27 protein-coding genes are annotated in these 25,775 nt (G+C 41.4%); 3 read left to right on the forward strand and 24 right to left on the reverse strand.

Annotation, left to right across the window (positions count from 1 at the left end):
• Positions 1–122: 122 nt before the first annotated feature.
• The 7 genes from BLW54_RS20320 to BLW54_RS00795 form a co-directional block, all read right to left on the reverse strand.
• Positions 123–1,157, reverse strand: coding sequence for an SEC-C metal-binding domain-containing protein (locus BLW54_RS20320; protein ID WP_139254044.1), 1,035 nt, complete (start codon positions 1,155–1,157; stop codon positions 123–125).
• A 176-nt stretch (positions 1,158–1,333) separates the two neighbouring features.
• Positions 1,334–2,704: an ABC transporter permease gene (locus BLW54_RS00770; protein WP_074732982.1), complete on the reverse strand. Its 1,371-nt coding sequence runs from the start codon at positions 2,702–2,704 to the stop codon at positions 1,334–1,336.
• A complete protein-coding gene (locus BLW54_RS00775; RefSeq protein ID WP_074732983.1) occupies positions 2,701–3,399 on the reverse strand; it encodes an ABC transporter ATP-binding protein in 699 nt (232 codons plus the stop codon). The genes BLW54_RS00770 and BLW54_RS00775 overlap by 4 nt, the downstream gene beginning before the upstream one ends.
• Before the next feature lie 179 nt (positions 3,400–3,578).
• A complete protein-coding gene (locus BLW54_RS00780; RefSeq protein ID WP_035506160.1) occupies positions 3,579–4,616 on the reverse strand; it encodes a LacI family DNA-binding transcriptional regulator in 1,038 nt (345 codons plus the stop codon).
• A gap of 152 nt (positions 4,617–4,768) precedes the next feature.
• Positions 4,769–5,608: a sugar ABC transporter permease gene (locus tag BLW54_RS00785; protein ID WP_074732984.1), complete on the reverse strand. Its 840-nt coding sequence runs from the start codon at positions 5,606–5,608 to the stop codon at positions 4,769–4,771.
• A 1-nt stretch (position 5,609) separates the two neighbouring features.
• Positions 5,610–6,875 carry a carbohydrate ABC transporter permease gene (locus BLW54_RS00790; RefSeq protein ID WP_035507600.1) on the reverse strand — a complete coding sequence of 422 codons (1,266 nt, stop codon included), beginning with the start codon at positions 6,873–6,875 and terminating at the stop codon, positions 5,610–5,612.
• A gap of 160 nt (positions 6,876–7,035) precedes the next feature.
• Positions 7,036–8,340 carry an extracellular solute-binding protein gene (locus BLW54_RS00795; RefSeq protein ID WP_074732985.1) on the reverse strand — a complete coding sequence of 435 codons (1,305 nt, stop codon included), beginning with the start codon at positions 8,338–8,340 and terminating at the stop codon, positions 7,036–7,038.
• Positions 8,341–8,610: 270 nt separating this feature from the next.
• On the opposite strand from BLW54_RS00795, the gene BLW54_RS00800 reads away from it, so the two are divergent.
• Together BLW54_RS00800 and BLW54_RS00805 are read left to right on the forward strand one after the other, a co-directional pair.
• The gene (locus tag BLW54_RS00800) at positions 8,611–10,347 is read left to right on the forward strand and encodes a glycoside hydrolase family 13 protein (protein ID WP_074732986.1); all 1,737 of its coding nucleotides are present in this window, start codon (positions 8,611–8,613) and stop codon (positions 10,345–10,347) included.
• 18 nt (positions 10,348–10,365) lie between these two features.
• Positions 10,366–11,736 (forward strand): MATE family efflux transporter, encoded by a 1,371-nt coding sequence (locus BLW54_RS00805; protein WP_074732987.1) that lies wholly within the window; start codon positions 10,366–10,368, stop codon positions 11,734–11,736.
• Positions 11,737–11,791: 55 nt separating this feature from the next.
• Here BLW54_RS00805 and BLW54_RS00810 read toward each other — a convergent pair whose 3' ends face one another.
• The 16 genes from BLW54_RS00810 to gvpQ all read right to left on the reverse strand — a co-directional run bounded on the left by BLW54_RS00810 (position 11,792) and on the right by gvpQ (position 22,709).
• A complete protein-coding gene (locus BLW54_RS00810) occupies positions 11,792–12,739 on the reverse strand; it encodes an ArsA family ATPase (RefSeq protein ID WP_074732988.1) in 948 nt (315 codons plus the stop codon).
• Positions 12,740–12,753: 14 nt separating this feature from the next.
• Positions 12,754–13,017 (reverse strand): cory-CC-star protein, encoded by a 264-nt coding sequence (locus tag BLW54_RS00815; RefSeq protein WP_035506172.1) that lies wholly within the window; start codon positions 13,015–13,017, stop codon positions 12,754–12,756.
• 441 nt (positions 13,018–13,458) lie between these two features.
• Positions 13,459–15,195 carry a carbon starvation CstA family protein gene (locus BLW54_RS00820; RefSeq protein WP_074732989.1) on the reverse strand — a complete coding sequence of 579 codons (1,737 nt, stop codon included), beginning with the start codon at positions 15,193–15,195 and terminating at the stop codon, positions 13,459–13,461.
• Positions 15,196–15,543: 348 nt separating this feature from the next.
• Positions 15,544–16,677 carry an acyltransferase gene (locus BLW54_RS00825; protein WP_071414066.1) on the reverse strand — a complete coding sequence of 378 codons (1,134 nt, stop codon included), beginning with the start codon at positions 16,675–16,677 and terminating at the stop codon, positions 15,544–15,546.
• A 145-nt stretch (positions 16,678–16,822) separates the two neighbouring features.
• Positions 16,823–17,182, reverse strand: a complete 360-nt coding sequence (gene gvpU / locus BLW54_RS00830) for a gas vesicle accessory protein GvpU (RefSeq protein WP_035506177.1) — start codon at positions 17,180–17,182, stop codon at positions 16,823–16,825.
• 27 nt (positions 17,183–17,209) lie between these two features.
• On the reverse strand, positions 17,210–17,836 hold the full coding sequence (locus BLW54_RS00835) for a YtxH domain-containing protein (RefSeq protein WP_035506180.1): 627 nt from the start codon (positions 17,834–17,836) through the stop codon (positions 17,210–17,212).
• Positions 17,837–17,854: 18 nt separating this feature from the next.
• On the reverse strand, positions 17,855–18,169 hold the full coding sequence (locus BLW54_RS00840) for a gas vesicle protein (protein ID WP_035506182.1): 315 nt from the start codon (positions 18,167–18,169) through the stop codon (positions 17,855–17,857).
• A 15-nt stretch (positions 18,170–18,184) separates the two neighbouring features.
• On the reverse strand, positions 18,185–18,484 hold the full coding sequence (locus BLW54_RS00845) for a gas vesicle protein K (protein WP_181949638.1): 300 nt from the start codon (positions 18,482–18,484) through the stop codon (positions 18,185–18,187).
• Complete coding sequence (locus tag BLW54_RS00850) at positions 18,465–18,728, reverse strand: gas vesicle protein (RefSeq protein ID WP_035506183.1); 264 nt, start codon at positions 18,726–18,728, stop codon at positions 18,465–18,467. Before BLW54_RS00850 ends, BLW54_RS00845 begins: the two co-directional genes overlap by 20 nt.
• Entirely contained in the window at positions 18,729–19,550 is an 822-nt protein-coding gene (locus BLW54_RS00855) for a GvpL/GvpF family gas vesicle protein (RefSeq protein ID WP_081866985.1), read from the reverse strand.
• Between the two features lie 9 nt (positions 19,551–19,559).
• Positions 19,560–19,814 carry a gas vesicle protein GvpG gene (locus tag BLW54_RS00860; RefSeq protein WP_035506185.1) on the reverse strand — a complete coding sequence of 85 codons (255 nt, stop codon included), beginning with the start codon at positions 19,812–19,814 and terminating at the stop codon, positions 19,560–19,562.
• A complete protein-coding gene (locus tag BLW54_RS00865) occupies positions 19,811–20,572 on the reverse strand; it encodes a GvpL/GvpF family gas vesicle protein (protein ID WP_074732990.1) in 762 nt (253 codons plus the stop codon). The genes BLW54_RS00860 and BLW54_RS00865 overlap by 4 nt, the downstream gene beginning before the upstream one ends.
• 11 nt (positions 20,573–20,583) lie before the next feature.
• Positions 20,584–21,489: a gas vesicle protein GvpN gene (gvpN, locus tag BLW54_RS00870; RefSeq protein ID WP_074732991.1), complete on the reverse strand. Its 906-nt coding sequence runs from the start codon at positions 21,487–21,489 to the stop codon at positions 20,584–20,586.
• Positions 21,490–21,502: 13 nt separating this feature from the next.
• Positions 21,503–21,763, reverse strand: coding sequence for a gas vesicle protein GvpO (gvpO, locus tag BLW54_RS00875; protein WP_035506197.1), 261 nt, complete (start codon positions 21,761–21,763; stop codon positions 21,503–21,505).
• Positions 21,764–21,864: 101 nt separating this feature from the next.
• The gene (gene gvpA / locus BLW54_RS00880) at positions 21,865–22,155 is read right to left on the reverse strand and encodes a gas vesicle structural protein GvpA (RefSeq protein WP_035506199.1); all 291 of its coding nucleotides are present in this window, start codon (positions 22,153–22,155) and stop codon (positions 21,865–21,867) included.
• A gap of 20 nt (positions 22,156–22,175) precedes the next feature.
• Positions 22,176–22,709: a gas vesicle protein GvpQ gene (gene gvpQ / locus BLW54_RS00885; RefSeq protein WP_074732992.1), complete on the reverse strand. Its 534-nt coding sequence runs from the start codon at positions 22,707–22,709 to the stop codon at positions 22,176–22,178.
• Positions 22,710–23,144: 435 nt separating this feature from the next.
• Here gvpQ and BLW54_RS00890 point away from each other — a divergent pair, with 435 nt between their 5' ends.
• Positions 23,145–24,335, forward strand: coding sequence for a S8 family peptidase (locus tag BLW54_RS00890; RefSeq protein WP_035506201.1), 1,191 nt, complete (start codon positions 23,145–23,147; stop codon positions 24,333–24,335).
• A 263-nt stretch (positions 24,336–24,598) separates the two neighbouring features.
• Here BLW54_RS00890 and BLW54_RS00895 read toward each other — a convergent pair whose 3' ends face one another.
• Positions 24,599–25,573: a sodium:calcium antiporter gene (locus tag BLW54_RS00895; RefSeq protein WP_341853303.1), complete on the reverse strand. Its 975-nt coding sequence runs from the start codon at positions 25,571–25,573 to the stop codon at positions 24,599–24,601.
• Positions 25,574–25,775: the final 202 nt, after the last annotated feature.

The following is a 25,775-nucleotide window of genomic DNA, read 5'->3' on the forward strand; positions in this document are numbered from 1 at the left end:
CAAAAGATGCTGCCCAAGCTGATATTTCTGATTCTCTCTTCAGAAGTATCAGAAGGCTTTCAAAAAGGCGTGGTAGTTATATAAATAGAAAACCCAGCGCATAAACGCCGGGCTTTAAAATCTTAATTCTCGATATAATCTTTTATTTGCGTAATTCGTTTACTCATGCTGCTTGGACTTACATCATATTTTTCGGCTACCGCTTTCTTCGTCACTTTTTCAGGCTCTGCGCGAAACTGTTCGGACGTGCGGTAAATGTGCTCAAGTGCGGCTGAAACGACTTTTGGCTTTCGTAACATTGGGGCTTCTTCCTGTTTATAAGACATCCAGGCTTCACGCAGCTGCTCAAATGCTTTTTCTGACTTCAACTCTTCATCCACAAGATCAAGCACCTCGTCCTCTGTTTGTGTAGGAGTAGATTCTACTGGCGGTGTTGTTTCTTGTTCTATTTGGTCCTTCTTCGTTTCAGAAACATTCAGATACAACCAATTCCTTAGTTGTTCAATAAGCGTTTCTTGCATGAGAGCATGAATCGAATCATGGGATGACTGAGCAAACTCTTCTTCCATGTTCTGTTTAAATGATTCATATGTCTCTTTATAGTTCGGAATAGCAAGGGGAACAAAGTTGAAGACCGGCCCCCATTTCAATACAACACCAATCACATATGGCATATGCTCATAATTATCCTCTTTTAACGGGATACCGTCACGTTTTACCTCATATTTCTGACCGCTCCAGACGTCTTCCACCAGAACCGTCTGTACTGTTTGTAACTCTTTAATTTGAAAGACACTCGCAAGCGGTGATTTCCAAGCTTCCATAGAAGCTAGTGTGGCAGGGCGTACAATTTTATCTTTCTTCTTATCGAAAAATTCATCGTATAAAGTAGTTCCGTCTTCTTGTTGTTCGATAAATACACTTTGAACCATCCGGAACGCCGCTTCTACTTCTTCTTCCTGTGTTTCCCGTTCTTCGTTTGGTGATATGTTCGGGTAGTTGCGGTTCACGTAAGCCATAAAGTGGCTATAATGAGCTTTCAACTCTTCATGAAGACTTGTAGATCCCACTCCCTGATCGGCTTTATTCATACAACATTTCTTATATTTCTTCCCACTTCCACATGGACATGGGTCATTTCTCTTTACCTTACTCATATATATCCCTCTCTTAATTCATAAACATTCAACTCTACTAGAGTACCGAAGATTAAGGCAAGATGCAAAAAAACAAGGAAAAAAGAAGGAGGAAAAAGTAAACAGACCAGGTCATCCAGAATTTGGATGACCTGGTCTGTTAATAAATGGAAATCATACCATAAGTGAAACTGTTGTTATACGTCTCTTCTTAATGCGCTGAGGACGTCGATTTTAGTTGCTTTTTTAGCTGGTTTCAATCCGGAGAGCATGGCGACTCCAATGCTGAGTGCAACACAAATCAGCGCCAGATAAGGAGGAATGTAGGACAGCTGAATCACTTTATCCAAGGACTGATCAAAAACTTGCTGAATTACTATCGGCAAGAGCATATTAATCCCTGCACTAATAATGTAGGCAACAGCGACTCCAACTAAGGCTCCCATTAAACCGATATAGCCACTTTCCATTAGAAAAATACTTCGAATCATCCGCGGATGTCCCCCGATGGCTTTCATAATCCCAATATCCTGTGTTCGCTCAGTAACAGCCATGGACATGGTATTGTAAATGCCAATCGATGCGATTAATAAGGCGATTGTGCCGACAATGATCAAGCCTATCTTTACAACGGCAAAAACTATATTGACCTGATCAAGTTCTTCGGTGACGGAATAGATGTGATAACCTTCATCCTTTAAGTGCTGCGAAATGCTTTCTACCTTTTCCATATCACCGGCTATTACTTGAACATCGTTATAAATGCGTTCTTCTCCGTTCCTCTGCAAAGATTCAACTTCATTTTCTTTCATATCCGGATGGATCACAGCTCCATACTTCGTTCCTGTGAAGGCTTCGATATCTTCAAGAACCTTTTCAGAGATATAAACATCATTACTCTTCTGCCAATCCCTTGCTGGTTCTTCCATAACCCCAACTACCTTAACAGGGAAAGATGCCCTTTCCCATTCTCCATTTTTATACTGCTCCAATTCAATATTGACGGTTTTGTCGATAAGATCTTCATCCATCTGGTATTCTTCTTTGACAAGACCCTCTTCATTAAAAACCTCAGCCTCCGCTGTCTCATCACTTTCTTTATACATAAATTGAGCAAGATGGTGGCCGATAATCACTTCATTCTCAGCTTCAGGCATGCGACCTGACGAAAGATTCAACCCTGCTTTTTCCTCGGATTCAAAATCGACAACACTTACTGTGGAAGACCCTGAATACTCCCCATTCGTCACGACCGGTTCATTTTGCACTCTCATTTTATGAGAGACAGCTTTAACGTTTTCCATGCCTTTAAATGTTTCTATATCCTCTTTTGTAATCTCTGGACTCTCGCTGTCTTCCGAAGTTTGTTTACCATAAATAGTCACTTCTGTAATGGCACGATCCTGCATAAGATCGTTGACGATATACCTCTGAGCTCCGAACCCGACAGAGGCAAGTACGATTAAAAATGCACATCCAATAGATGTCGCTAGAACCGTCATAAAGACACGTGACCTGTTTTTCTTCATATTTTGCCGAATAAAATTCAACCGGTCTTTCCACCTCATTTGGCTGCCTCCTCTCGATCAGACACTAATCTACCATCTTCGAGTCGAATGGTCCGGTCCGCGATTTGCGCTACTTCTTCATCATGGGTAATGATGACAAATGTAATCTTCTCTTCCTTATTTAGTTTTTGAATGAAATCAAGCAACTCTATTTCTGTTTCCTGATCAAGGCTTCCTGTCGGTTCATCCGCTAAAATAATCGGCGGATTGACAATGAGGGCACGAGCGACCGATACACGCTGCTGCTGACCGCCGGAAAGTTCGGATGGGTAATGTTCTCGAAAATCACTTAACCCCACTCTTTCCAACAATTTATCCACTCGCCTTTTCCTCTCATACTCTGAAATTCCTTTCATGACAAGCGGGAGCTCAATGTTTTGGTAGGCCGTCATACTTGGAATCAACTGAAAGCTTTGAAAAATAAATCCAAGATGCTCCGAACGGAAATCGGCCCATTTTGATTCTTTAAATTCGGTTACTCGTTCCTCATTGATGTAAAGGTCTCCCTGCGTCGGTTTAATATAACCGCTCATCAGATTTAACAAGGTCGACTTCCCTGAGCCACTGCGTCCGACAATCGAAACTATTTCCCCTTCCTGAATTTGGAGATTAATATCTCTCAACACAGGAACTTCCTGTCTATTATTCTTTTTGCCCACATAAAAGGCATGAGATAAACTCTCTACTTTGATCACTCTGGTTCCCCCTTAATAAATTACTCCTACATACAAGACGTAAAAAAACAAAAAACATTTCATCTTTTTCAAAGTTTTTAATGGATAAAAATGTAAGACCTGGTCACCCAGTTTCTGGGTGACCAGGTCTTACATTTCCTTCCAACTATCGAACTCAAATAAAAAATCAAGCAGGAGGGTTAACCTTCCTGCTTGGTTTTAATTTCTTTCGTAGAAGAACGGTATTTGATATCAAAGGGTACGATGATGCGCTTGGCTGGTTCCTCTTTATTTTTTATCTTTTCGATCAGACATTTAGCTGCCTGGCTGCCTAGTCCATGAATATGGATATCCACCGTTGTCAATGGAGGGCGTGTAATCTCCGACAAATAAACATTATTAAAACTAACGATCGAAACCTCTTCCGGAACGCGTTTTCCAAACTCTTCCAGCATGTTTACAACGCCTATGCTCATAAGATCATCAGCGATGACAATCCCTGTAGGTGGTTTAGGGAGAGAAAATAGCTCATGGACCGCTTGACGTCCACCAGACTTCAGAAACTCTGTATGAATCCGATAATCTTCTAAATAAGGAAGTCCAGCTTCCTCCAGGGCCAGTTCATATCCTCTCATCCGATCGATCGTCACAATCCTGTCCTCGGAACCACCGATAAAGGCGATCCTCTCATGTCCAAGTTCAATCAAGTGATGGGTAATTTCTTTCCCTGCTCTCACGTTATCATTATCCACATGGGTAATCTCATCGACTCTCTCTGCGGGCTTCCCAACAATAACGAACGGAAAGTTCTGCTCTAATAAAAAATGCATGATCGGATCATTGACCTGTGAATACAGCAAAATGATGCCGTCCGTCCTATTGCTGTAAACCATTCGTTTGACAGCTTCCAACATTTCGTCATCTGTTTCTCCTGTACATAAAAGCATCGAGTAATCAAGCTCATGAGCCACAGCACTAATGCCGCGCAACACCTCTGGGAAAAAGGGGTTTTGAAGGGCTTTATCTGCACTAGAAGGCATTACGACTCCTAACGACTGCGTGGAGCGGTTTGCTAAATTCCGTGCATTAGCATTTGGGTGATATCCCATTTCTTTCATTGCTTTTTTTACTTTCTTTTTTGTCGCCGGGCTAATCCGTGGATGGTCCGCAATTACACGTGACACGGTTGAAGGGGCTACACCGGCTGCCTTTGCCACTTCCTTAATGGTTACTGCCATACTTTCACCTTCTATTTGAATACTAAGTTGATTATATCATGTATAGGCTTACATAATTTTTCCCGAAAAATCGGTGTTCCATTATAAAAATCTATTAAAAAAGAGAACCGGAGGGATGCTCCGCTTCTCCTTCCATACATATGTCTTAAAGATTATCCTTTCGTGCCCCCTGCTGTCAAACCAGAAACGAAATACTTCTGCAAGGACAAGAAGAGCAGGGAGATCGGAATCGCAATCAATACAGAACCAGCAGCGAACAGTGTAAATTCATTCCCAAACTGGTCAGCAATCAATTCATAAAGACCGACCGCAAGGGTGAACTTTTCTTCCGTACGAAGCAAAATGCGTGCTAGAATAAAATCCGTAAATGGTGTAATGAACGTAAACAAAGAGATAACCGCGATCATCGGCTTCGCAAGGGGCATTACGATCTGCCAGAAAATACGGAAGTTCCCTGCACCATCCATCCGTGCGGACTCATCCAGTTCTTTAGGAATGGTATCCAGATACCCTTTCATTAAGTACGTATTCATTGGGATGGCTCCACCTGTGTAGACAAGAATCAATGCCAGGTGGGTATCTAGTAATCCTGTCAAATTTGCTAAAGCATAAATCGCGATCAAGGCAGCAAAGTTCGGAATCATTTGTAAAATCAAGAAAGTCATCAGCCCGTTTTTACGACCGATAAAACGAAACCTCGAAAAAGAGTAGGCGGTCATACTAACAAGGGACACGGAAAACAACATCGTCAGGATACAAATCTTGATTGTATTCCAATACCAAAGCAAGTAATCACTCTGTTCTCGATCAAATAATTCCTTATAATGTTTCAATGTTGCATTTTCCGGAATGATCGAAGACCCGGACAAACTGTTCCCAGGGTTAAAGGATGATCCGACAATCCAAAGAATCGGATATAGGATTATCGTGATCATAGCCAAAATTACAATGTACGAAACGGTCAGCTGTAAAACTTGTTGTTTATTTTTCATATTACATCATATCCTCTTCTTGGAATGATTTGGTTCGTCTAAACTGCCATAAAGCAACTGTAATGACGATCAAGGACAAGATCATCGTGATGGCGGCTGCTTTACCATACTGTGCAGATGTCATCGTCAAGTTATAAATCCAGGATATCAATATATCGGTGCCTCCAGCGTTTTGATCAGGAACGGCCGGACCTCCCCCATTAAAAAGGAAAATCACATTAAAGTTGTTAAAGTTGAATGTGTATTGCGTGATTAAGATAGGGGCGGTGGCATATAGAACAAGCGGCAATGTAATGTTCCTGAATTTCTGGAAGATGGAAGCTCCATCCACATCAGCTGCTTCATATAATTCATTAGGAATGGACTGGAGAACCCCTGTCACCATAGCAAAAATGAACGGAAACCCAAGCCATGTCTGAATCATAATCAATGCCATTTTCGTGTATGTCGGATTGGTCAGCCACGGGACATCCCCAAGTCCAAAAACAGCCAAAATATCACGATTGATCGTACCAAACGTTTCATTAAACATTCCGGCAAAAACAAGAATCGATACGAAAGCGGGCACAGCCCACGGCAAAATAAAGATCGTACGGATCGTTTTCTGAAAGATAATTCCCTTTTGATTCATCAGGACCGCAAGGAAAACCCCTAGGGCAATTTGAAGTGTTGTAGCTCCAAAGGTCCAAATGACCGTCCAGGCAAGAACACTGAAGAACGTATCCCGCCAGATCGGAATCTGGAAAATATCGATAAAGTTCTGGACCCCTACCCATTCAACGAGGTTCGCAGGTGGCGAGTGATACAAATCATAGTTTGTAAAGGATAATAGAATAACGAACAAAATGGGAAAGATAACAACAAATACAAGCAACAGGAATCCAGGTGTCATCATTAAATAAGGAAACCCTCCGCCGACAAGGTTCTGGTATTGCTGGCGGATCGAGTTTGGTTGCTTGTTGTAGTCCCTTTGTTTTCCCACTTTAAAAGCATCTCTTAAATTGAACGCAAAAATACCTAACCCAAGGACCGTTATGATCAGCGTCAAAATTCCCTCAACGAGCAAAACGATAGAATGATCGTAATTGGGATCGGTTCCAAGAGTAAAGAGTCCCCAAAATCCAAACTGTAACAAATCAGAAAAAGCTATAAAAAAAGAGGCCGTTAAAATAAAAAAAGCCGTACCTTTCAACCATTGCTTATTATAAAATTGTCCAAATCCGGGGATGATCGAAAGTACGAAAGCAATTTTACGGTGATTGGTCATTGATTGAGGTTCTTTTTTATTCCTATATTTTGACGGACGATTTTGTTGTTCATCGTTCATCTTCGGTTGACGTTCCCCCATGTGCAATCTCCTTTCTATAAGCCGTTCTTTTGAAAAAGCAGAGCCATTCCCGACAGACGGGTAAGGCTCTGCACAGTGATTAGTCCCCTGAGTGATTCAACTTTATTTGTGTTTCAATTGTATCTTGAGCTTCATTTAACGCACTCTCAGGCTCTTCTTTTCCAGTAGCAACGACTTGAAGTGCTTGAGCCATTGGCTCCCAAACTTCAGCCATTTCAGGAATATTCGGCATTGGAACGGCACGCTCAGACTGAACCGCTACGGCACGAGCCTTTTCGTTATCCGCAATGATTGGATCTTCAATCAAAGCCGTAACCGGTGGAATTTCATTTGTTTCTTCATAACGGATTTTTGCGTTTTCCTCATTTGTGATCCACTTGATCAACTCAGTCGCCCACTCCTTATTTTCAGAAGCAGAAGATAAGTGCCAGCCTTTTACACCGACAAATGTTTGAGGATATTCTCCATTTGGCAATTTCGGAAGTGGCGCAACACCGTAATCAATCCCCGCTTCGTTCAAAGCCTGGTAAGCCCAAGGACCATCCATCATGGCGGCTACATTACCTTCTTGGAAAAGGCCATCCTTCGCCGACCCGCCACTCTCACCAACGATTCCGGATGGGAAGACTTCTTCATACCATTGCTGGATATACTCAGCGCCTTCCACAGCGCCTTCATTATTCAAACCAAGATCTTGTGGATTCAATGAACCTTCTTCTTCACCGAAAACATATCCTCCATAACCAGACATGATCGAGTTAGCGAAGTAAAAGTTGTCCCAAAGAGCTAAAAAGCCATATTGGTCCCCATTATTAAAGTCTTTTGTGAACTCAAATAGTTCATCAAAGTCTTCAGGGACTTCTGTCATATGTTCCTTGTTATAAATGAAAACGGGTGTTTCCGTAGATTTTGGAAGACCATAAAGATTTCCATCGTAGGTTTGGGCTTGGATGGAAGCTTTTGTATAAAGGTCTGTTACAGAACTATCCACTTCAAGCGGAGAAAGCAAGCCTTCAATGGCAAATTGCCCAATTTGATCATGAGGCAGTGTCAATACATCGGGGCCGGTACCAGCCGGGCCGTCAAGTCGAAGTTGTTCTCCCATTTTTGTTGCCATATCCAATTCTTTATATTCTACTTTAATCCCATATTTCTCTTCAAAACTAGCAATTGCAGGCTCTAAAGCGATGCCTTTGTCTTTATCTTCCCAAACCACTAGTTTCTCAGGTTTTTCAGGCATGTCCCCTTCTGATGATTCAGAAGAAGAATTACTATCACTGTTAGAATCTCCTGCACTCGCTTCTTCCTCACGATCCGGCGCACATGCAGCAAGCACCACAACGGTAAAAAAACCAATAAACAACAAGCTCAACCACTTCTTCACGCTAATCTCCCCCTCATAATTTTCTTATTCGATATGCAAGGCAACCCAATGAAACCGATTGCACACGTCTTGATTATAATTATACAAACACTATTTTCGTTTGCAAGCGTTTTCTTGTAAAATATTAAAATATATTCACACCTAATATCTTAGTATTTTTAACGTTTCCATATTTTCGTTGACTTCCTCTATCTTCTTCTATAGTTTTATTTAGTAGAAGAGTATTCCAATAATAATGTGCAACCGATTGTTCAGAAAGGGTGGAGATTCATGTTAAAAGAAGCTGTCTATCACAGACCGAAGAACAATTACGCATACGCTTATGATGAGAAAACCATTCACATTCGTCTTCGTACTAAAAAAAGGGATGTATCTGAGGTTTTACTCATTCACGGAGATCCTTACGACTGGGAGGGTGGACATTGGCAAGTTTACAGAAAGCCAATGGAAAAATCCGGATCTGATGAGCTTTTCGATTATTGGTTCGTTGCCTTGCAGCCCCCATACCGGAGGCTTCGTTACTCCTTTTTACTGCAGAATGGGAACGAACAAACAGTCTATACAGAGAAGGGGTTTTATGAAACCGCACCTTTAGATGACACCGCCTATCACTTCTGCTTCCCTTTCCTCAATAGCAAAGATGTGTTCAAAGCGCCCGCATGGGTCAAAGAAACGATATGGTATCAGATTTTCCCTGAACGTTTTGCCAATGGGGAACCTGCCCTCGACCCAGAAGGGACCCTGCCATGGGGGAGGGAGGCGCCGACACCGACAAACTTTTTTGGGGGTGACTTCCAAGGAGTAATGGATCATTTGGACCATTTAGAAGACCTTGGGGTTAACGGGATTTACTTTACGCCGATTTTCAAAGCCTATTCCAATCATAAATACGATACTATCGATTATATGGAAATCGATCCGCAGTTCGGTGATAAGGAAACGTTTCACAAGCTCGTGCAAGAGTGTCATAAACGGGGGATACGTGTCATGTTGGACGCGGTGTTCAACCATAGCGGATATTATTTTGAGCCTTTCCAAGATGTTCTGGAAAATGGAACCGATTCCGAATATGCGCAGTGGTTCCACTTAAGAGAAGAAAAGGTAGTCACAGAACCTATCCCGAATTATGATACCTTCGCTTTTGTTCCAAGTATGCCAAAGCTTAATACAGAGAACCAGGAGGTCAAAGACTACCTTTTGAAAGTTGCGCGTTATTGGGTGGAAGAATTTGATATTGATGGCTGGCGCCTGGATGTGGCTAATGAAGTAGATCATGCCTTCTGGCGGGAATTCCGCCAAACGGTAAAAGAAGTGAAACCCGATGCTTATATCCTCGGGGAAATATGGCATGACTCGATGCCTTGGCTTCAGGGAGATCAGTTTGATGCTGTAATGAATTATCCATTCACAAATGCTGTGATCGACTTTTTTGCAAAGAAAAAAATATCCCTTGAGCAATTCAAGAATCAATTGACACACGTTCAGAATATGTATCCTGTAGCGATCAACGAAGTGGCATTTAACTTGCTTGGAAGTCATGACACTCCAAGGGTGCTGACCTATGCGGATGAAGATAAACAAAGAGCCAAATTGATGTATTTATTCCAGCTTTCTTATGGAGGAACGCCATGTATTTATTATGGTGATGAAATTGGAATGACTGGAGGAGAGGACCCTGGATGCCGTAAATGCATGATATGGGAAAGAGAAGACCAAGACCGTGAACTGTTTTCTTTCATTCAGCAATTGATCCGCTTAAGGAAAAGAGAGCCTGCCTTTGGGAATGATGGTCTTTTCTCTTTTGCTGATCTAAAGGAGAACATCCTCGCCTATGAGAAAAAGTCGGACGAGCAGTCCTTATTGTTCATAATGAACCTCACTTCAGATGAAGTTTCCGTAGGAGAAGCGACCGATTCACGTGTACTTGATAAAGATGAGAATTCTTTTGCTAATGAGGAAGGATTCACTTTAAGTCCTTCAGGATACTTCATTATAGAAAGAAGCTAAATGTAGAGGAGTCGTTTCATGACTCAAAATAAAAAATTGACACTCTTTGCCTTGACTTGGCCGATCTTTATTGAAGTTTTACTTCATATGTTGATGGGGAATGCCGATACCCTCATGCTCAGTCAATATTCTGATAATGCTGTGGCAGCTGTCGGTGTTTCCAACCAAATTCTTTCGGTTGTCATCGTCATGTTTGGGTTTGTAGCTACGGGAGCAGCTATTTTAGTTGCTCAGAATCTCGGTGCGGAAAAAAATCAAGAAGCCGGCAGTATTTCTGTTACTTCGCTCAGTGTAAACTTGTGGTTTTCAATCCTATTAAGCTTTGGACTTTTTTTATTCAGTGAGCAGATCTTAAACATCATGGACTTACCTGCGTCTCTTATGGGGGAAGCGGTTGCCTATATGAACATCGTTGGTGGGCTAATTTTCGTTCAGGCGATGCTCATGACGATTGGTGCCATCCTTAGGAGTTACGGTCATACGAAAGATACAATGTATGTCACAATTGGAATGAATGTCCTAAATGTGATCGGCAACTATTTTGTCATTTTCGGCCCCTTTGGCATTCCTGTTTTTGGTGTACAGGGAGTGGGCTATGTGACCGCTATTTCAAGAGCGTTAGGATTTATCGTCTTATTTGTTCTTTTAATCCGCCGCGCTTCGGGGAACCTCCCATGGCGAGCCTTCTACCACTATGAAAAAGCGCATATCAAACATTTATTGAATATCGGAATCCCGTCTGCTGGTGAACAGCTCTCTTATAATGCCAGTCAGATGGCCATCACCTATTTTGTTGCCCAACTAGGAGCCACAGCCATTACTACAAAGGTTTATGCTCAAAACCTTATGATGTTTATCTTTTTATGTTCCATAGCCATTGGGCAGGGGACTCAAATCCTGATCGGTCACCATATTGGAGCAAAAGAAACAGAGAAGGCTTACCATCAATGTATTCGCAGTCTGAAACTTGCTATTGTAATTTCTTTATCCGTCGCAGTCGTCTTCTATTTTTCCAGTGACATGCTATTCGGTCTGTTCACAGATGACCCGGCCATTCTGACGACAGGCGGGATTCTATTACTCATGACTATTCTCTTGGAGCCAGGGCGCGCGTTCAACCTCGTGGTCATTAACTCACTAAGGGCCGCGGGAGATGTCCGATTTCCCGTCATTATCGGAATATTGTCTATGTGGGGCATTCAGGTAACCATTGCCTGGATCTTCGGCCTCCATTTCACCTATGGACTACTCGGAATATGGCTCGGATTTATTGTCGATGAATGGTTACGCGGCCTGCTCATGTTACAAAGATGGAAATCAAGAATATGGACCCACAAATCCTTTATCAAAGACAAAGAAAAACCACACTCTCAACCAAACACAAGTTGACGGTGGGGTTTTCCCATTTATTGGCATACCAGGTCACCCATATTTTGTTAATAGATTAATTAGGGAGGACGGCTTCCTTGATGTTGTCGGCGAACGTTACTAATTTTTTCATATTGGATACGTCTTCTTCGTATAAGGGGACCTGAATTAATTGTTGTTGATGAAATTTCTGTTGAATATCATCCAGGTACATTTTCTCCTGTTTACGCCGTTTAGCAAGAAATTCTCCATCCGCATAATCAGGGAGAACTTTATTAACAATTAGCGTTTTCACATACAATCCATGCTGTTTCAATTTTGTTACTGCTTGATCGGTCTCCAAAATTGGCAGACGTTCTGGAATAAGTACGAATACAAATCCTGTTTTTACAGGGTCCAGTATGATTTCTCTTACAGCAGCAAACTTTTCCTTTCGGTGCTGAAGCACATCGTAAATGGGGTCATCAACGGGATCCCCATCGTTGAGAAGCTGGGTGTAGTTGTCATTAATTTTCTTCCGACGTTCGAGCATCCCATCGATCCAAACGGTCATAAGTTCAGGCAAAGTTAGAAGCCGAATGGTATGACCTGTAGGCGCAGTATCAAATATAATCTTATCAAAGTTCTCCGATTCTTCGAGAATAATTGAAATAAGACGGTCGAACAACGCGGCTTCATCCGCCCCGGGTGACGCACTGGCCATATCAATTTGTCTATGGACTTCTTCGATCATCTTCGATTTCACAAGTCCTTCCAAATTATCTTTCACTCCTGCTATGTATTGTTTCGATTCATGAACGGGATCAATTTCAATTCCCCACAAATGATCCATAAGGACGGTTTTAACATGACTGACTTTTTCATGAAAGATATCACCTAGATTATGTGCAGGATCCGTGGAAATAACGAGTGTACGGTACCCTTCCTTGGCAAAAGCGACGGCAAGAGCAGCTGAAGAAGTCGACTTGCCTACCCCGCCTTTCCCTCCCACGAAGATAACTTTATTATTTATTAGTTCTTCCATATTTCATCTCCCCTTTAACAACAACGGATACCGTCGAGCGGTGACTTTTCCATCCCCATCCGCAAATGCCACTCATGGAACTTTTCAATAATATGTGGATATAATTCAAGTGTATAATAAAAGGCCGGATTCGGAATACCGAGCATATCTGAATAAACGAGGAGTAAGAAAAGGTCGTCCTCATCCCTCAGCTCCCTGGCAATTTCCTGCTTGTGTGGGAGGCTGAGAATTTCATCATACATTTCAAATAATCGTTTTAGAGAAAACTTCCTTCCCATATCTACCTCTCCTCCTTCATCCATTGCCTATTGTTAATAGATTATAAATGACGCCAAAAAAGAGAGAACATATAGCACTAAAGATAGAAATGATGTTCCCCTTTTTAACATGTCTTGAAAAATAAGCGAAAATCTCCACAAGATTTCGCGGGTCTACATTCACTTGCCAGCTCGTATGTTCCAGGACCTTCTCTCTGTATCATTCCCAAAGCATTTCTCAAACTACGTTTGAATTATTCTCCGTATTTATAAAACCATCCGAATCCCTGGAGATACCATCACAGCATCCCATTCCAATTTCCTATTCCGGTTTTATAATCATAACCGCTTTTACTGGGATACCCCCCTCCTAGAAGCCTTATCCACCTAGCGAACTATGCAAACGACTTTTCTTCACAACGGAAAAAGAAAGCCGAGCAAAGCCGGCTTCCTCTTTTTTGATCAAGCGCTTTTTTCAATGGAACCATCACGGTTACCCATAATGGCTGAAAAAGCGGTTAGGAGAATCCAGAATGTGAAAACCAGGATGATGGCACCAAACGTGAACAACATCCAGTCACTTTCCTCATTCCATGGCGCCCATTCAGTCACCACTTGGTCGATCATTGCCCATAATGTCATGAACATTAAGAACACCATCGGGATAATGGTCGGCAAATAATTACGGCCCTGTCGTTTTAGCCAGATCGATACAAGCAGCAAACTTATTCCTGCAAGCAGCTGGTTGGATGTTCCGAATAAAGGCCAGAGCAGATACCCACCGGAACCAAATCCTTTTGGACCTTGCGGGATCAACGTAAGGGCTGCGCTGGAAATAACAGCAACAGTTGTTGCGACATGCATTTTCGTCAGTGGTGTTACTTTATACTCCATTCCAAGTTCAGCGATAATGTAGCGCATCAAACGAACAGAGGAGTCTAGGGTAGTTGCAGCAAAACTGACCACGATGACTGAAACGATCGTTGCTGCTACGGATGCTGGAATCCCCAGACCGGAAGCCAGCTGTCCCGCTCCTTGAATGAATACACCAAGCCCTGCGTTACTTGCTGCCGCAAACCCGCTGTAAGTCGCCGTAAATTCTCCTTCTGTAGGGAAAAAGGTGATCACCGCGATAATTGCTACAAGTGCTAGTGCCCCTTCTCCAACAGACCCTAGATAGCCGACAAAACGAGCATCTGTCTCTTTATTCAACTGCTTCGATGACGTTCCAGAGGATACTAGTCCATGGAAACCGGAAATAGCTCCACATGCAATGGTAATAAACAATAACGGGAACCATGAGGTATCTGCCGAAGCATTTGTTACTGGTGCTGTAATTTCAGGGTTTGTGAACAACAGTCCCAAGTATAAAAGACCAAGACCAACGATCAGTTGGTGGGAGTTGATATAATCCCTCGGCTGCAATAACTTCCATACAGGTAAAGTGGAGGCAATATAAACGTAAACCATTAATACGACAATCCAGACGAAGAAGGCCATGGAAGTTGCATTAAGTCCAAACAATGTGGTTGCACCTTCACCGCCAAAATAGCGAACAAGGTCAATTTGTAAAGCGGGCACATAGCTGGCTACTACGGCAGCTATATACATAACTGCAAGAGCTACAATAGATGGAAGCAGCATGTTGCCTTGTTTTTTATACACACGATAACCGATCCAAATCGCAAGCGGGATTTGAATGAACACAGACAAAACACTGGCCGGGAATGAGATGAATAGATTGGCAATCACCCATGCGAATACAGCATTAACCATCAGAACCAGCAGTAAAATAATAAATAAAAAAAGAACTTTGGCTTTTTGACCGATTAACTTACTCGCAAGTGTCCCAATCGACTGTCCTTTGTTTCTTACTGATAAAACAAGGGTACCGAAATCATGAACACCGGCAGCAAATACGGTGCCGAGCAATACCCAGATGACCGCAGGCAGCCAGCCCCAATACACAGCAATCGCCGGTCCAACGATCGGGGCTGCTCCGGCCACGGAAGTAAAGTGGTGTCCCCATAACACAAATTTATTTGTAGGGACAAAATCGACACCATCCTTATACTTATGGGCAGGTGTCACATAATTCGCATCAAGTTGATAAATCTTTTCTGCAATAAATTTTGAATAATATCGATAACCTAGAAAAAAGATGAGACCTCCGATAACGGCTAACCAAATACCACTCACAAAAACCCTCCTCCATTCCTTATATTATGTATGCGTTTACATTTAAACGTATTATATCTTACTTACCACATTTAGTTCAATGTAATTTACAGATTTTTCGGAAATATTAAACAATAAGTGAGAAGAGTTGTTCTCTTAGAATATCTCTTAAACCTTAATTAGAGTCTACCGGAAACTATAGCTCTAGCTTTTTCCCGTTCTACTTGACAGCCATTCTCCGTTTTAAAAACACCAAAGAGGCAAGCTCGATAAATATCCGTACGGAGCTAAAGTCCGACCTATTTCCACACAACAAAAAAGCTTGTAGAGAAACAATTTTCTCTACAAGCCGTTTGAAACAGGTGACTCTTATTGAGCAGATGTTCTAACTTTTTCATAACGCTCTGAATGGCGGGAAATTCCAAGAAATGCTGGCTTTTCTTTTGGTAGTTTCCCGAAAATAAGCCCCGGCAGTGGAAAATATCTATGGGTTAACCAAATTATTGTATAACAAGCGAGCAATGTTACCACAAATCTTAATAAAACAGCTGCGTGAAACCAATAATTTCCTGGCATAGGGATAAACTGGGCCACTACCTTCAGAACAATAGGGTGCAGCAAATAAAATCCAAAGGAATAAATAGCAACGTTTTTAATATAAGGTAGTACTTGCGGCCATTTTCTACAAGCTATTTCCATTAAACGGAACATCAAATAGCTGCCACTCATGATATAGATGAGATTGATAACCAAATAGATCCACCCTGGCAAATGCATGGAAGGGACCGTGTATAGGTGGTAATGAAGAGTAACTGTCCCAATTCCTGTCGTTATGGCAAGAACTGTCCATACATAAGTGGACTTATTATAAATTTTCCTTTTTTGTTCTTTAAAATATACGCCAATCCAGGCTCCCAGTAAATAAGGGCCCATACTGCTTAAGAAAAAGGTGAATGGAATAAATTGGAATTCTTGATTCAAGAAATAATAACCAAGCTCTATTACAATTCCGAACAGCCACATATATTTTTTGAAAATAGGAATCTTTTTCGCTACAAATAGAATCGCTGGAAAGAACAAATAAAACTGCACGATTAAAAAGATGAAGTGCAATTGATAAAACGATTCACCTTTTAATATCCGTAGGCCAATCTCACTTATATTAAAACTGACGGCTCCAATATAAATAGAAAATGCTTCATAGAATAAAGCCCAGACGAGATATGGCACAACTATATATAAGGCACGTTTCTTATAAAAAGTTTTGAGCTCCTGCACATCCATTTTTTCATGAATATATTTATAGAAGAAGACCATCGCGGTGATCATGATGAAGATGCCTGCTTCTATTCTTACAATTCGATTTATAAAGTGATATTTTTCATAGGCATCGCCACCTGCAGGGAGAACAGACGCGTAAACAGCTGTTACGTGAACTAATACAACCATCATCATGGCAAAAAGCCTTAATAGAAAGATAGACTCAATTTTTTCTCTAGCCATAGTTATCATTCCTTTTATATATAAATTGAGCTGTAGGCTATCTTACCATGATTCTTTACAGTAGGAAAGTTTGTAGTCAATCTATAATAAAAATATCATCAAAAGTAATGAAACTCCCATTAATTACCTTTAGAAAAGATAAATTCTATTTCGCATCAATTCTCCCCAAGAAAAATCCATCCACTTCCTCCAGTTTCCCGCGCCAATGGAAACTGCCTTCAGAAGGAGTTGGTTGAGCATCCCCATTGTATACTTGAGCATTTTCTAAATGGATAAAACGAATTTCTTCTTGGGAATAATTGATATCACTAGTACGGGAAAGTTTTTCACTCAACTTTTGAGAAATTTCGTTTCCACCATCAAATGTCCCGCTTAAAGACTGCATATATTTCTTGGCAGATACGGTTGTTCCTGTAACTAAGGTCCCGTTTACATTCAACGTAATATCCAGCGAGAAATCTCCCTGGTTAGCTGCTTTTACAAAGTTTTGTAAAATATTATCCATTTTCCCTCTTCCCTTCTCTATTAAATCTTAGTTTCTTGTATCATCATTTATGGTCAGTGTCGTTTTCCCATTTTTTTCGTCTTCTTCTTCCGGGTTCTCAGATGTTTGACCCACTTCTTCCTCAGATTCTTCTTCGAGAGACACTACAGAGTCTTCTCTATTCCCTTCCATTGGATCGCTCACTTGTTTCTCCTGATTGTCAGATTTTTCCTTCTCAGTTGTTTTGTCCTTTGATCCTTCCTGTGAAGCACGATTTTCATCATCCTTAGTCGCAGCCGTTTCATCTTCAGAGGAAAAAGCTTCGATTTGCTTTTGAGAAAGTTCCCCTCCTTCTACAGAATGAGCTTCTTCTTCCTCACTTTCATCGTTTGAACCTTTTTTCACTTTACTTTTTACATCGGCTACAATCTTGCCTGTCTTGTCTTTCGTTTGGTCTTTCCATCCTTTCCATTGACTCCCAGCTTTTTTAGCTTTTTCTTTCGCATTCTCTCTTGTATTTTTATTACGATTAGAATCCACGAAAAATCCTGCGGCAGCTCCAAGTACCCCGCCAACGACCGCTTTTGTAACACGGTGGTTTTTCTGGTTTTGCTCCTCTTCCTGCTTCTTTTGTTCATTTTGATGGTTGTTTAATCGTGTTTTGGATTCACTCATTTTCATCGCCCCTTTATATTAGTAGTCATAAACTTCTCGCATACTTTTTTCAAGTTGTTCCACACGTTTTTGCAGTTGCTCATTTTCCTTTTCCAATGCTTTTGTGTTCGATTCAGCTGCTTTCGAATTCAAGTAGGGATCGGTTTCCCACCAGTCCATGCCAATTTCCTTCGCTTTGTCTACAGAAGCGACTATGAGACGGATTTTGATCGTCAAAAGTTCAACATCAGCCAGGCCTACTCGAATGTCACCTGCAATCACAACTCCTTTATCTAAGACCGTTTCCAATACGTCGACAATGCTGTTTGATTGAGTCGGGTGCTCAATGGACATCTAGGACACCTCCTTTTATAACAAGTTGCCTAAAGGTCCTAAGTCAATATTAAGATCATCATCATCCAATTCAAAAATCTCTTTCAGTTCGTCCATTTTCACCTCAAGGTTCATGAGTGCGACTCCCAACTGCTCCATCTGTTCCTCTGTCAACGTTCCACCATCGACACGCCGGATCGCCTGACGTTCTACTAACTCCCTCAACAATTCAATGATAGTGAGCACAAGTTGAGCAAGTCCTTGCTCTGCTCCGTCAGGGTCAAGATTGATTCGGCTGCTTTTAAAGGGCTGTTCTTCAATACTTTTCTGTGACACGTTCCAATGCCTCCTTTTCCCTATCCAATTTTGCAGAGCTCAAGGAGTCTACAAGGTCCTTTTGTTGAGACTGAATAAGGGTTTCAACAGAAGAAATTAATAATTTCAAATCTAAATAGACAAGGTCAATGCCTGCAATTGAGATGATAATATCGCCTTTGATGGCCACTCCTTTATCCAGTACGGTATCTAAAATATCTATCAGTGCGATCTCTCTATTCTCATAATTTTCTCTGATGGACACTCAGCCCACCTCGCTTTTAGAGAGAGTTGAAAAATGGTATGGAGGCCAAGGTCCAGTAACTTCTATCACCCAACCCGCTTGTTCTCCCTGCTCGTTCGCCTCAGTTACTTTGCCTAGAAATCCTTCAACATTCTCTAAATCAATTAAAAAGGCACCATTCCAACACATATCTTCCTCTTTCCCAGTTACGCTCTTATTCCAAATCTTCTTTTCAGCACTATCCACAGAAAAGGCTTGCCATTCTCTGTGCAGATGTCTCACATAGTTCTGCTGTTCCTGAATGACTTGATCATCGATCTGCTGATCAAGCTTCTTCCGCTGCAAATACTGCATTCCTTTAGACAGCTGGGCGATTTGATCTTTCTTTTTTTGAATAACCGGGTGCTGGTCGGCTATTTGCTCTTTTAACCGCTCAGGTTGATTGTATATTTTGACATTCCACTCTTCCTTACCGGATAGTTGATGCAAAATGGCTCTCCACTCTTTTTCATGCGCTTCCATTTTCTTTTTTAAACTCTTTTCACTTTGGAAAATGGTACAAAACTTCATGGGGATTAAGGTAGAAAGGTCCGTCAAGGCCATTAGAATCTTATGATGCAAATAGGCTTTCTCCTGAACCCAATCCATTTTTTTCGTTTTCTCTTCCAGCGCTTCCTCTCCAAATTCATCCTGCTTCACGGAACTTACAATAGCTGCACACTCTCCATAATTCAGAACCTCAAAGTTAGTGTGACCGTCGATCCCTGTCCATTTAGATAAAGCGCTTGTATTGGCTTCCTCATGAAGTATGATTCCATACAAATAAAGTAGCCTCTCCATCATAAAAACTCCTTACTTCCTTTTCGTCATGTTTTCCCATTGTTCTATTTCGAGCTTTTTAGCTATTTCATATCTTAGAAGAAGTTCTTCCTCCTGCTGTTCATAATGCTCTTTGGTAATTTCATCCAATTCATACATCATTTGTAACTGAACCAATTTCTTCTGGATATGCTCCAGGTCGTACATTTCCTTATCCACTTCATCTTTCACATGCTCACCGACTTTTTTTATGAGATGGATCGGGGAAGTGAACAATTTGTGAATCATGACGCTTCCACTTTCAGTTTGATGTTGATGAAATTATAAGCAGGCCATGGACCTGTATATTTGAAGTCAACGTAATCCTTCCAGCGTTCATGTAATTCGTTAACTTTATCATCAAAAGATTCCTCATATTCACGATCAATCAAATAGGCTCCGTTCAAAAGCATCTTCTCTCCGAGAGGATCGTTCAACTTAGAAGCCTCTGACAACTTGGACAGGGGATCATGAATCGTTTCTTCAATATCTCTTTGAATCTTAGTGAAAAAATCACGGGCCATTTCACCGAGTTGAATCCGGTCAAAGTATCCGGCTGCTTTAGACTTCTGGGCTACCGTGTCTTTTTTCTTCACAATCTTGGTGTTTTGTTGAATTTGCTCTTCCAGCCATTCCCTTTTTCCAATCACCTTTAAGCCGATCTCTATTTTATTTTTCACTTCCACGAACAACTTTTTGAGCTGTGGATATAGATTTTCTGTGAGCGCTTGTGTATCTTCTTTTGTATTAAAGACATTTCCAAAACTAATCGGGATCACAGAACTCTCCTGTTCCATCACCCTTGAAATCACCTGCTGGTGTGTCATTAATGGTTTTTTCTTAGGATGATAAATTTTAATAGGAGCTTCTATGGCTACCATCGCTGCATCCCTATAATGGATAGTAAAGATTTCTCTTTCTTCACCCTCAAAATTGATCATTCCGTAATTTTTCTCCTCTTTCGTTTGAATACAACAAAATACATAAATACCGTTTTCTTCAACCATCCCAAGACCTCCTAAATTTTCTTACACTGTTCGATAATTCTGTTTCTCGCTTCTTTTTCATCGTTTGTGCTAGATAAAAGCGAAAAATAGGTGATGTCCATACACAAATTTTGAAAGGATTCATTTTTGCCTTCGATGGGTACTCCTGTTTTTTCCGCAATATCAGCAATCATAATTGATGAACGTACACTTAAATCTGGTCCTTTTCCAGATTCCGATTGATTTACATTTCGTATGAACCGCACAACAGCCTCTGCTTTATCCCGGTCGACACCAGTCCGTTCCATGACCACGGCAATTTCAGCATCCATACTGATGAAATTCAGCGGGATCGAAATCATTCGGTCCATCAATGCATCCTGAGTATCATAAACACCGATATACTCCGCAGGATTACTTGTAAATACCATTCTAAAGTCCGGGTGTACGCGCAAATGAGAATCCTTTGTTTTGGATCCGTATAACGGAAGAACTCTCTCTTCAAGTACGGAAAGAAACAAATTGTTCGTATCCGGGGAGGACCTTGTGAATTCATCGTAAACAACGGTATGACCATTTTTCACGGCTTCATAAAGGTGGCCCTCCACCCAGTCTTCCGTTACATTTTCTTCGATTTTTCTTACAGTTTTAATAAAATTATCATTCAGCTTCTTACGACTATACCCTCTATAGGCGCCGATTAGATCCTCGTTGGTTAAATCCTTATTTCCGGTAATTAACGTGACCGGCCGCTTGATTAATTTAGCCACATGGATAGCAAGCGTCGTCTTCCCAACCCCGGAGGGGCCTGTATAATGAACCGGGTAACCGGCGGATAAATAATTTAATGAACGGCGAATTATGCTTTTATAATAGGGGTGCTCATAAACGCCCTTCTTTTGAGAGGTGTGTAGGTTGCTTTGTTTCAATACAGTCATCGCCACCCCTCCCTTATTGCTCGACTTGGTCTTCAATTTCACTTCGATATCTAAGACTCAAACGTGAAAACCCTGTCACTTCGCTGTTCTCATCAAGAAAAACTTCATATAAGCCAACCATTTGATCTCTCGCATATTTCTTCATATATTCTTTTTCTTCGATTACTTCAACCAACACCCGCCATTCCTGGTCCTTCTTTCTTGCCGAGATAATTTTATGTGGCGGTGCAATATTTTCATTAAAAAAGTCGGTCACCTGGTTCAAAATCTTCATAAAACTGCATCCCTCTCTTTTCCTAATTAGCACATTCTTCATAGATTAGGAAGGGAGGGAACCACTACAGGTTCCCTTTTCCTGTTGGGGAGGATCCCGACTTAAATGCTAAATTCTCCGCGCTCGTTTGTAGATTGGGAAGGAGCAGAATCCTCTTCACCTAGTCGGCCTCCAAGCCCTTCTTCTTCCACTTCATCACGTAAAAGCCCAACAGCCTCTGCATATCGCAGCCATGTATCAACACTGGCAATAACAACCCTTGCTTCTACTGTAATTAATTCAATTCCGACTACAGAGACACGAGCAAACGCATCAATCACAATACCTTTATCCAAGATACGGTCAACCACTTCAGCAAGACTGGAACTATCTGTTGATTTTTGAATAGCCATTTTTTATTCTCCTCTCTTTGTTACGAATGATAGGTTTTAATATTAGAAAGACCCTTGATGTCTTTCGAGCCCTTAATAGAAGAAGAACTCTTTATATGGGAAACCCCTTTGATATCCTGGACCCCTTTCACTCTTCCACTCTGAGACCTATTGTTTTGGAGCGACCGCTGCATCTGTTCCCCTGATTCTTTAACGGAATTCAGTTTATCCTTAAATCCTAATAGGCGGTCCTGTACTTTCTCTTTCGCTTCTTCTGCCTTTGAATGCACTTGATCCGCATTCGAAGATGTTTTCTCCTGAAGCTCTTCTTTCATGCCGCCAACTTTGGACTGTATTTGTTTTTTGAACTGATCCTGGAAGAAATCTCCTGCTTGGTCACGGATCTCGTCCTCGACATGGTCTTTTAATTCTTTAGGACCTTTTACTTTCTGACTGATTTTCGAATTAGGAGTTGGCCATTTATCCTTTACCACATCAACTGATTTCTTCAACCCTCCTCCCACATAATCGAAGACGGATTTACTTTCCTCGTTATTTTTATTTGATGGAAACATCCTCACCTCCCCACTCCATATTTCATATAAAAATTTTTAACTGGTTTCTATCCTTACTTCCCACATACATCGACATAAAACCCTCCACTCGCTAAAAAGTCCGAAAAATGGTAGGAATGACGCTCTTTGTTACGAGAGCGCTGAATCTATAAGACTAGAATCCCATAGGTATCCCGCCTCTTTTTACAAAATTGACAATCTTATTAAAATAGCAGAATTTTATTTATAGCTTATCTGATTCTCTATTCATTCCCCCCTACACGGGGGTTACCTCAGATAAAAAGACTCCGTTCTATAACAATACTTGGGAATATCCCTGCTTCTTTCTACCCTTAAGCCCCCCTTTTTTGATGCAACTATCCCAACCCGTATTCAGGAGGAAAATGACGAAAAAGTTAGAATTATTAGATTATAAACTTTAAAGGAGGAATTGATTTGAAGTTCAAAAAACTCGCTACACTGTCACTCGCTGCGTCACTGGCCCTCTTACCGACAACAGGACAAGCCTTCGCGGAAACACAACCGGAATCTTTAAACAAAGTAAAGGTGCAAGAAGACAAAGGGGAATTTGTAAAAGGTGAAGTCGTTGTTAAATATAAGGAAGGAAAATCATTAAAAGGAAAGCAACTTGAATCCTTCGGAGCAGAGACTCTTGAGGATAGTAAAGTTGTAGATTCAGAAGTAAAAGTACTTAAGGTCGGAAATGTAGAAAAAGCGGTTAAAGCATTAAATAAGAACCCAAATGTTGAATATGCTGAGCCGAACTATGTTTTCAATGCCACATGGTCACCAAATGATACTTACTACAGCTCCCATCAGTATGGGCCACAAAATACAAACACAGAAGCAGCGTGGGATATCACTCGTGGAAGCAGCAATCAGGAAATTGCCATTGTCGACTCTGGTGTTGACTACAATCATCCAGACCTAGCAGGAAAAACAATCAAAGGTTATGATTTCGTTGACAACGACTATGATCCAATGGACTTGAACAACCACGGTACACACGTAGCCGGAACAGCTGCGGCTATAACAAATAATGGTTCTGGTGTTGCAGGAATGGCTCCAAACACGAGTATCCTGGCCGTTCGTGCCCTTGATGCTAATGGAAGCGGATCTTTGTATGATATCGCAGATGCTATCCGTTACTCTGCGGACGAAGGAGCGGAAGTGATTAACCTTTCTCTTGGTTGTGACTGTGATACACAGACACTTGAAAATGCCGTTAATTACGCGTGGAACAAAGGCTCTGTCGTCATAGCCGCTGCAGGAAACGATGGCGTATCTACTACATTTGAACCTGCTTCTTATGATAATGTTATTGCTGTAGGTGCTGTCGATAGCAACAACAACAAGGCTTCCTTCTCCAACTACGGGACTTGGGTTGACGTCACGGCCCCTGGTGTCGACATCGCTTCCACCGTTCCTAACGGCGGATATGCGTACATGTCTGGTACGTCAATGGCTTCCCCTCACGTAGCAGGTCTTGCCGGTTTGCTTGCATCCCAAGGACGTTCGAACAGCAACATCCGTGCAGCAATCGAGCAAACAGCCGATCCAATCTCCGGCACAGGCTACTACTTTGAGCACGGTCTGATCAATTCTTATAATGCTGTAAACTATTAATGAGTAGGGGAGGCGATTAACCTCCGCCTCTAGTCCCCCGTACAATACGACGATATCTAAGATTGAGTAAAAATGGATATCCTGCATGAAAAGATTAGAACCCTAAACGATTCCAGAAGGAGTTGTTTAGGGTTCTTTTCGTATTGTACTGAAATTCTTTGAATCCTATTCTGGAATTCGTCTTTATGGCATACGTATTCATCGGGGCGAAAGTTTGCCTCCAGAGTCCAGGTCATCATTGTAGGAAAGACAAATAACTGCTTTTAAAATAAAAAGTAAGAAGAAATAAAATACATGACAACAATAAGGAAAGACGGAGCAGCGTAATGCAAGAGACCTCCATACGATTTTCTCCTCATCATATATAGAATAAGACCCACCATTCCAATAAATAGAAGAGCAATAGGAAGGTTTCCTCCGGACGTTGCATTCAAGATCGGTCCTTTTTGATAAAAAATATCTGTGATTGCAAGCAGCTGAAGATTAAATAAATTACTCCCCAGGATTGATCCCACAGCCATATCATAGTTTGCCAGCTTTAAGGCGACAAGTACGGTGATAAGCTCGGGCAGAGAGGTAGAAGCAGCAATCAAAAAGCTCCCAACAAAACTTGAATTCATCCCTGTCTGCTGTGCCAGTTGATCCCCAAAAATAGACAATGCGCTGCCGGCAGCAAAAACGATGACCGCACTAACAGCGAAACCAACACTTGCCGCCTTCAAGGAATAGTCCTTTCCTGTCGCAGCAGCCTCATCCTCGACCATTTCTTTCTCTTCATTATTATCAAAGTATCTGACGGTGAACACATAAAGCCCTACTAAGATAAACATTTCAATACCGATATTAAAGATGGTGATACTAGAATTTAACACCAAGGAAAGAACTACTACCCCTGTAAAAACCATTGCAGCAAATGCAGAAGGCAGGTGCTGTTTTGGTTCAATCATGTTAAACATCCGTTTTCTGCGGTAAATGAGATCTATAAAAGCTAATATTAAGACGTTAAAAATATTGCTCCCTAACATATTTCCTACAGCAATATCTGGATTATCGATGTAAACGGCAGTAAGACTTGTGGTTAGTTCCGGCAATGAAGTAGCTCCTGCGATTAGGAATGTGCCTACAACAGCTCCACTTAATTTAGATTTTTGGCTAATGACGTCACCGAAACGGTTAAGTTGAATAGACGCTAGGACGACAATAACGGCAGACAGGGTGAATATTAGAAATGTCATCATTTCCCTCCTCATCTTGAATCAGCAAGAACAGATGTGCCCGTTACAGCTCTGCTCCATAAGAGTTCACAATCATTGAATTCTATAATTTCCCAGACAATAAAAAAAGACCTTGACCATCTAGAGTGGCCAAGGTCTTGCGTACTATGGTTATAGTTTGATGAACCGAGTGTGTGCACACTGAAATGACGATCCATCAACCGTA

The sequence above is a fragment of the Halobacillus karajensis genome (assembly GCF_900108515.1).
Lineage (GTDB): Bacteria > Bacillota > Bacilli > Bacillales > Halobacillaceae > Halobacillus > Halobacillus karajensis.

What these genes read in the sequence shown, in the direction of transcription:
- BLW54_RS20320 (WP_139254044.1), bottom strand. Translation starts at nt 1,157, where the DNA reads ATGAGTAAGGTAAAGAGAAATGACCCATGTCCATGTGGAAGTGGGAAG.
- BLW54_RS00770 (WP_074732982.1), bottom strand. Translation starts at nt 2,704, where the DNA reads ATGAGGTGGAAAGACCGGTTGAATTTTATTCGGCAAAATATGAAGAAA.
- BLW54_RS00780 (WP_035506160.1), bottom strand. Translation starts at nt 4,616, where the DNA reads ATGGCAGTAACCATTAAGGAAGTGGCAAAGGCAGCCGGTGTAGCCCCT.
- BLW54_RS00785 (WP_074732984.1), bottom strand. Translation starts at nt 5,608, where the DNA reads ATGAAAAATAAACAACAAGTTTTACAGCTGACCGTTTCGTACATTGTA.
- BLW54_RS00790 (WP_035507600.1), bottom strand. Translation starts at nt 6,875, where the DNA reads ATGACCAATCACCGTAAAATTGCTTTCGTACTTTCGATCATCCCCGGA.
- BLW54_RS00800 (WP_074732986.1), top strand. Translation starts at nt 8,611, where the DNA reads ATGTTAAAAGAAGCTGTCTATCACAGACCGAAGAACAATTACGCATAC.
- BLW54_RS00805 (WP_074732987.1), top strand. Translation starts at nt 10,366, where the DNA reads ATGACTCAAAATAAAAAATTGACACTCTTTGCCTTGACTTGGCCGATC.
- BLW54_RS00810 (WP_074732988.1), bottom strand. Translation starts at nt 12,739, where the DNA reads ATGGAAGAACTAATAAATAATAAAGTTATCTTCGTGGGAGGGAAAGGC.
- BLW54_RS00815 (WP_035506172.1), bottom strand. Translation starts at nt 13,017, where the DNA reads ATGGGAAGGAAGTTTTCTCTAAAACGATTATTTGAAATGTATGATGAA.
- BLW54_RS00825 (WP_071414066.1), bottom strand. Translation starts at nt 16,677, where the DNA reads ATGGCTAGAGAAAAAATTGAGTCTATCTTTCTATTAAGGCTTTTTGCC.
- gvpU (WP_035506177.1), bottom strand. Translation starts at nt 17,182, where the DNA reads ATGGATAATATTTTACAAAACTTTGTAAAAGCAGCTAACCAGGGAGAT.
- BLW54_RS00835 (WP_035506180.1), bottom strand. Translation starts at nt 17,836, where the DNA reads ATGAGTGAATCCAAAACACGATTAAACAACCATCAAAATGAACAAAAG.
- BLW54_RS00840 (WP_035506182.1), bottom strand. Translation starts at nt 18,169, where the DNA reads ATGTCCATTGAGCACCCGACTCAATCAAACAGCATTGTCGACGTATTG.
- BLW54_RS00855 (WP_081866985.1), bottom strand. Translation starts at nt 19,550, where the DNA reads ATGATGGAGAGGCTACTTTATTTGTATGGAATCATACTTCATGAGGAA.
- BLW54_RS00860 (WP_035506185.1), bottom strand. Translation starts at nt 19,814, where the DNA reads ATGATTCACAAATTGTTCACTTCCCCGATCCATCTCATAAAAAAAGTC.
- BLW54_RS00865 (WP_074732990.1), bottom strand. Translation starts at nt 20,572, where the DNA reads ATGGTTGAAGAAAACGGTATTTATGTATTTTGTTGTATTCAAACGAAA.
- gvpN (WP_074732991.1), bottom strand. Translation starts at nt 21,489, where the DNA reads ATGACTGTATTGAAACAAAGCAACCTACACACCTCTCAAAAGAAGGGC.
- gvpO (WP_035506197.1), bottom strand. Translation starts at nt 21,763, where the DNA reads ATGAAGATTTTGAACCAGGTGACCGACTTTTTTAATGAAAATATTGCA.
- gvpA (WP_035506199.1), bottom strand. Translation starts at nt 22,155, where the DNA reads ATGGCTATTCAAAAATCAACAGATAGTTCCAGTCTTGCTGAAGTGGTT.
- gvpQ (WP_074732992.1), bottom strand. Translation starts at nt 22,709, where the DNA reads ATGTTTCCATCAAATAAAAATAACGAGGAAAGTAAATCCGTCTTCGAT.
- BLW54_RS00895 (WP_341853303.1), bottom strand. Translation starts at nt 25,573, where the DNA reads ATGATGACATTTCTAATATTCACCCTGTCTGCCGTTATTGTCGTCCTA.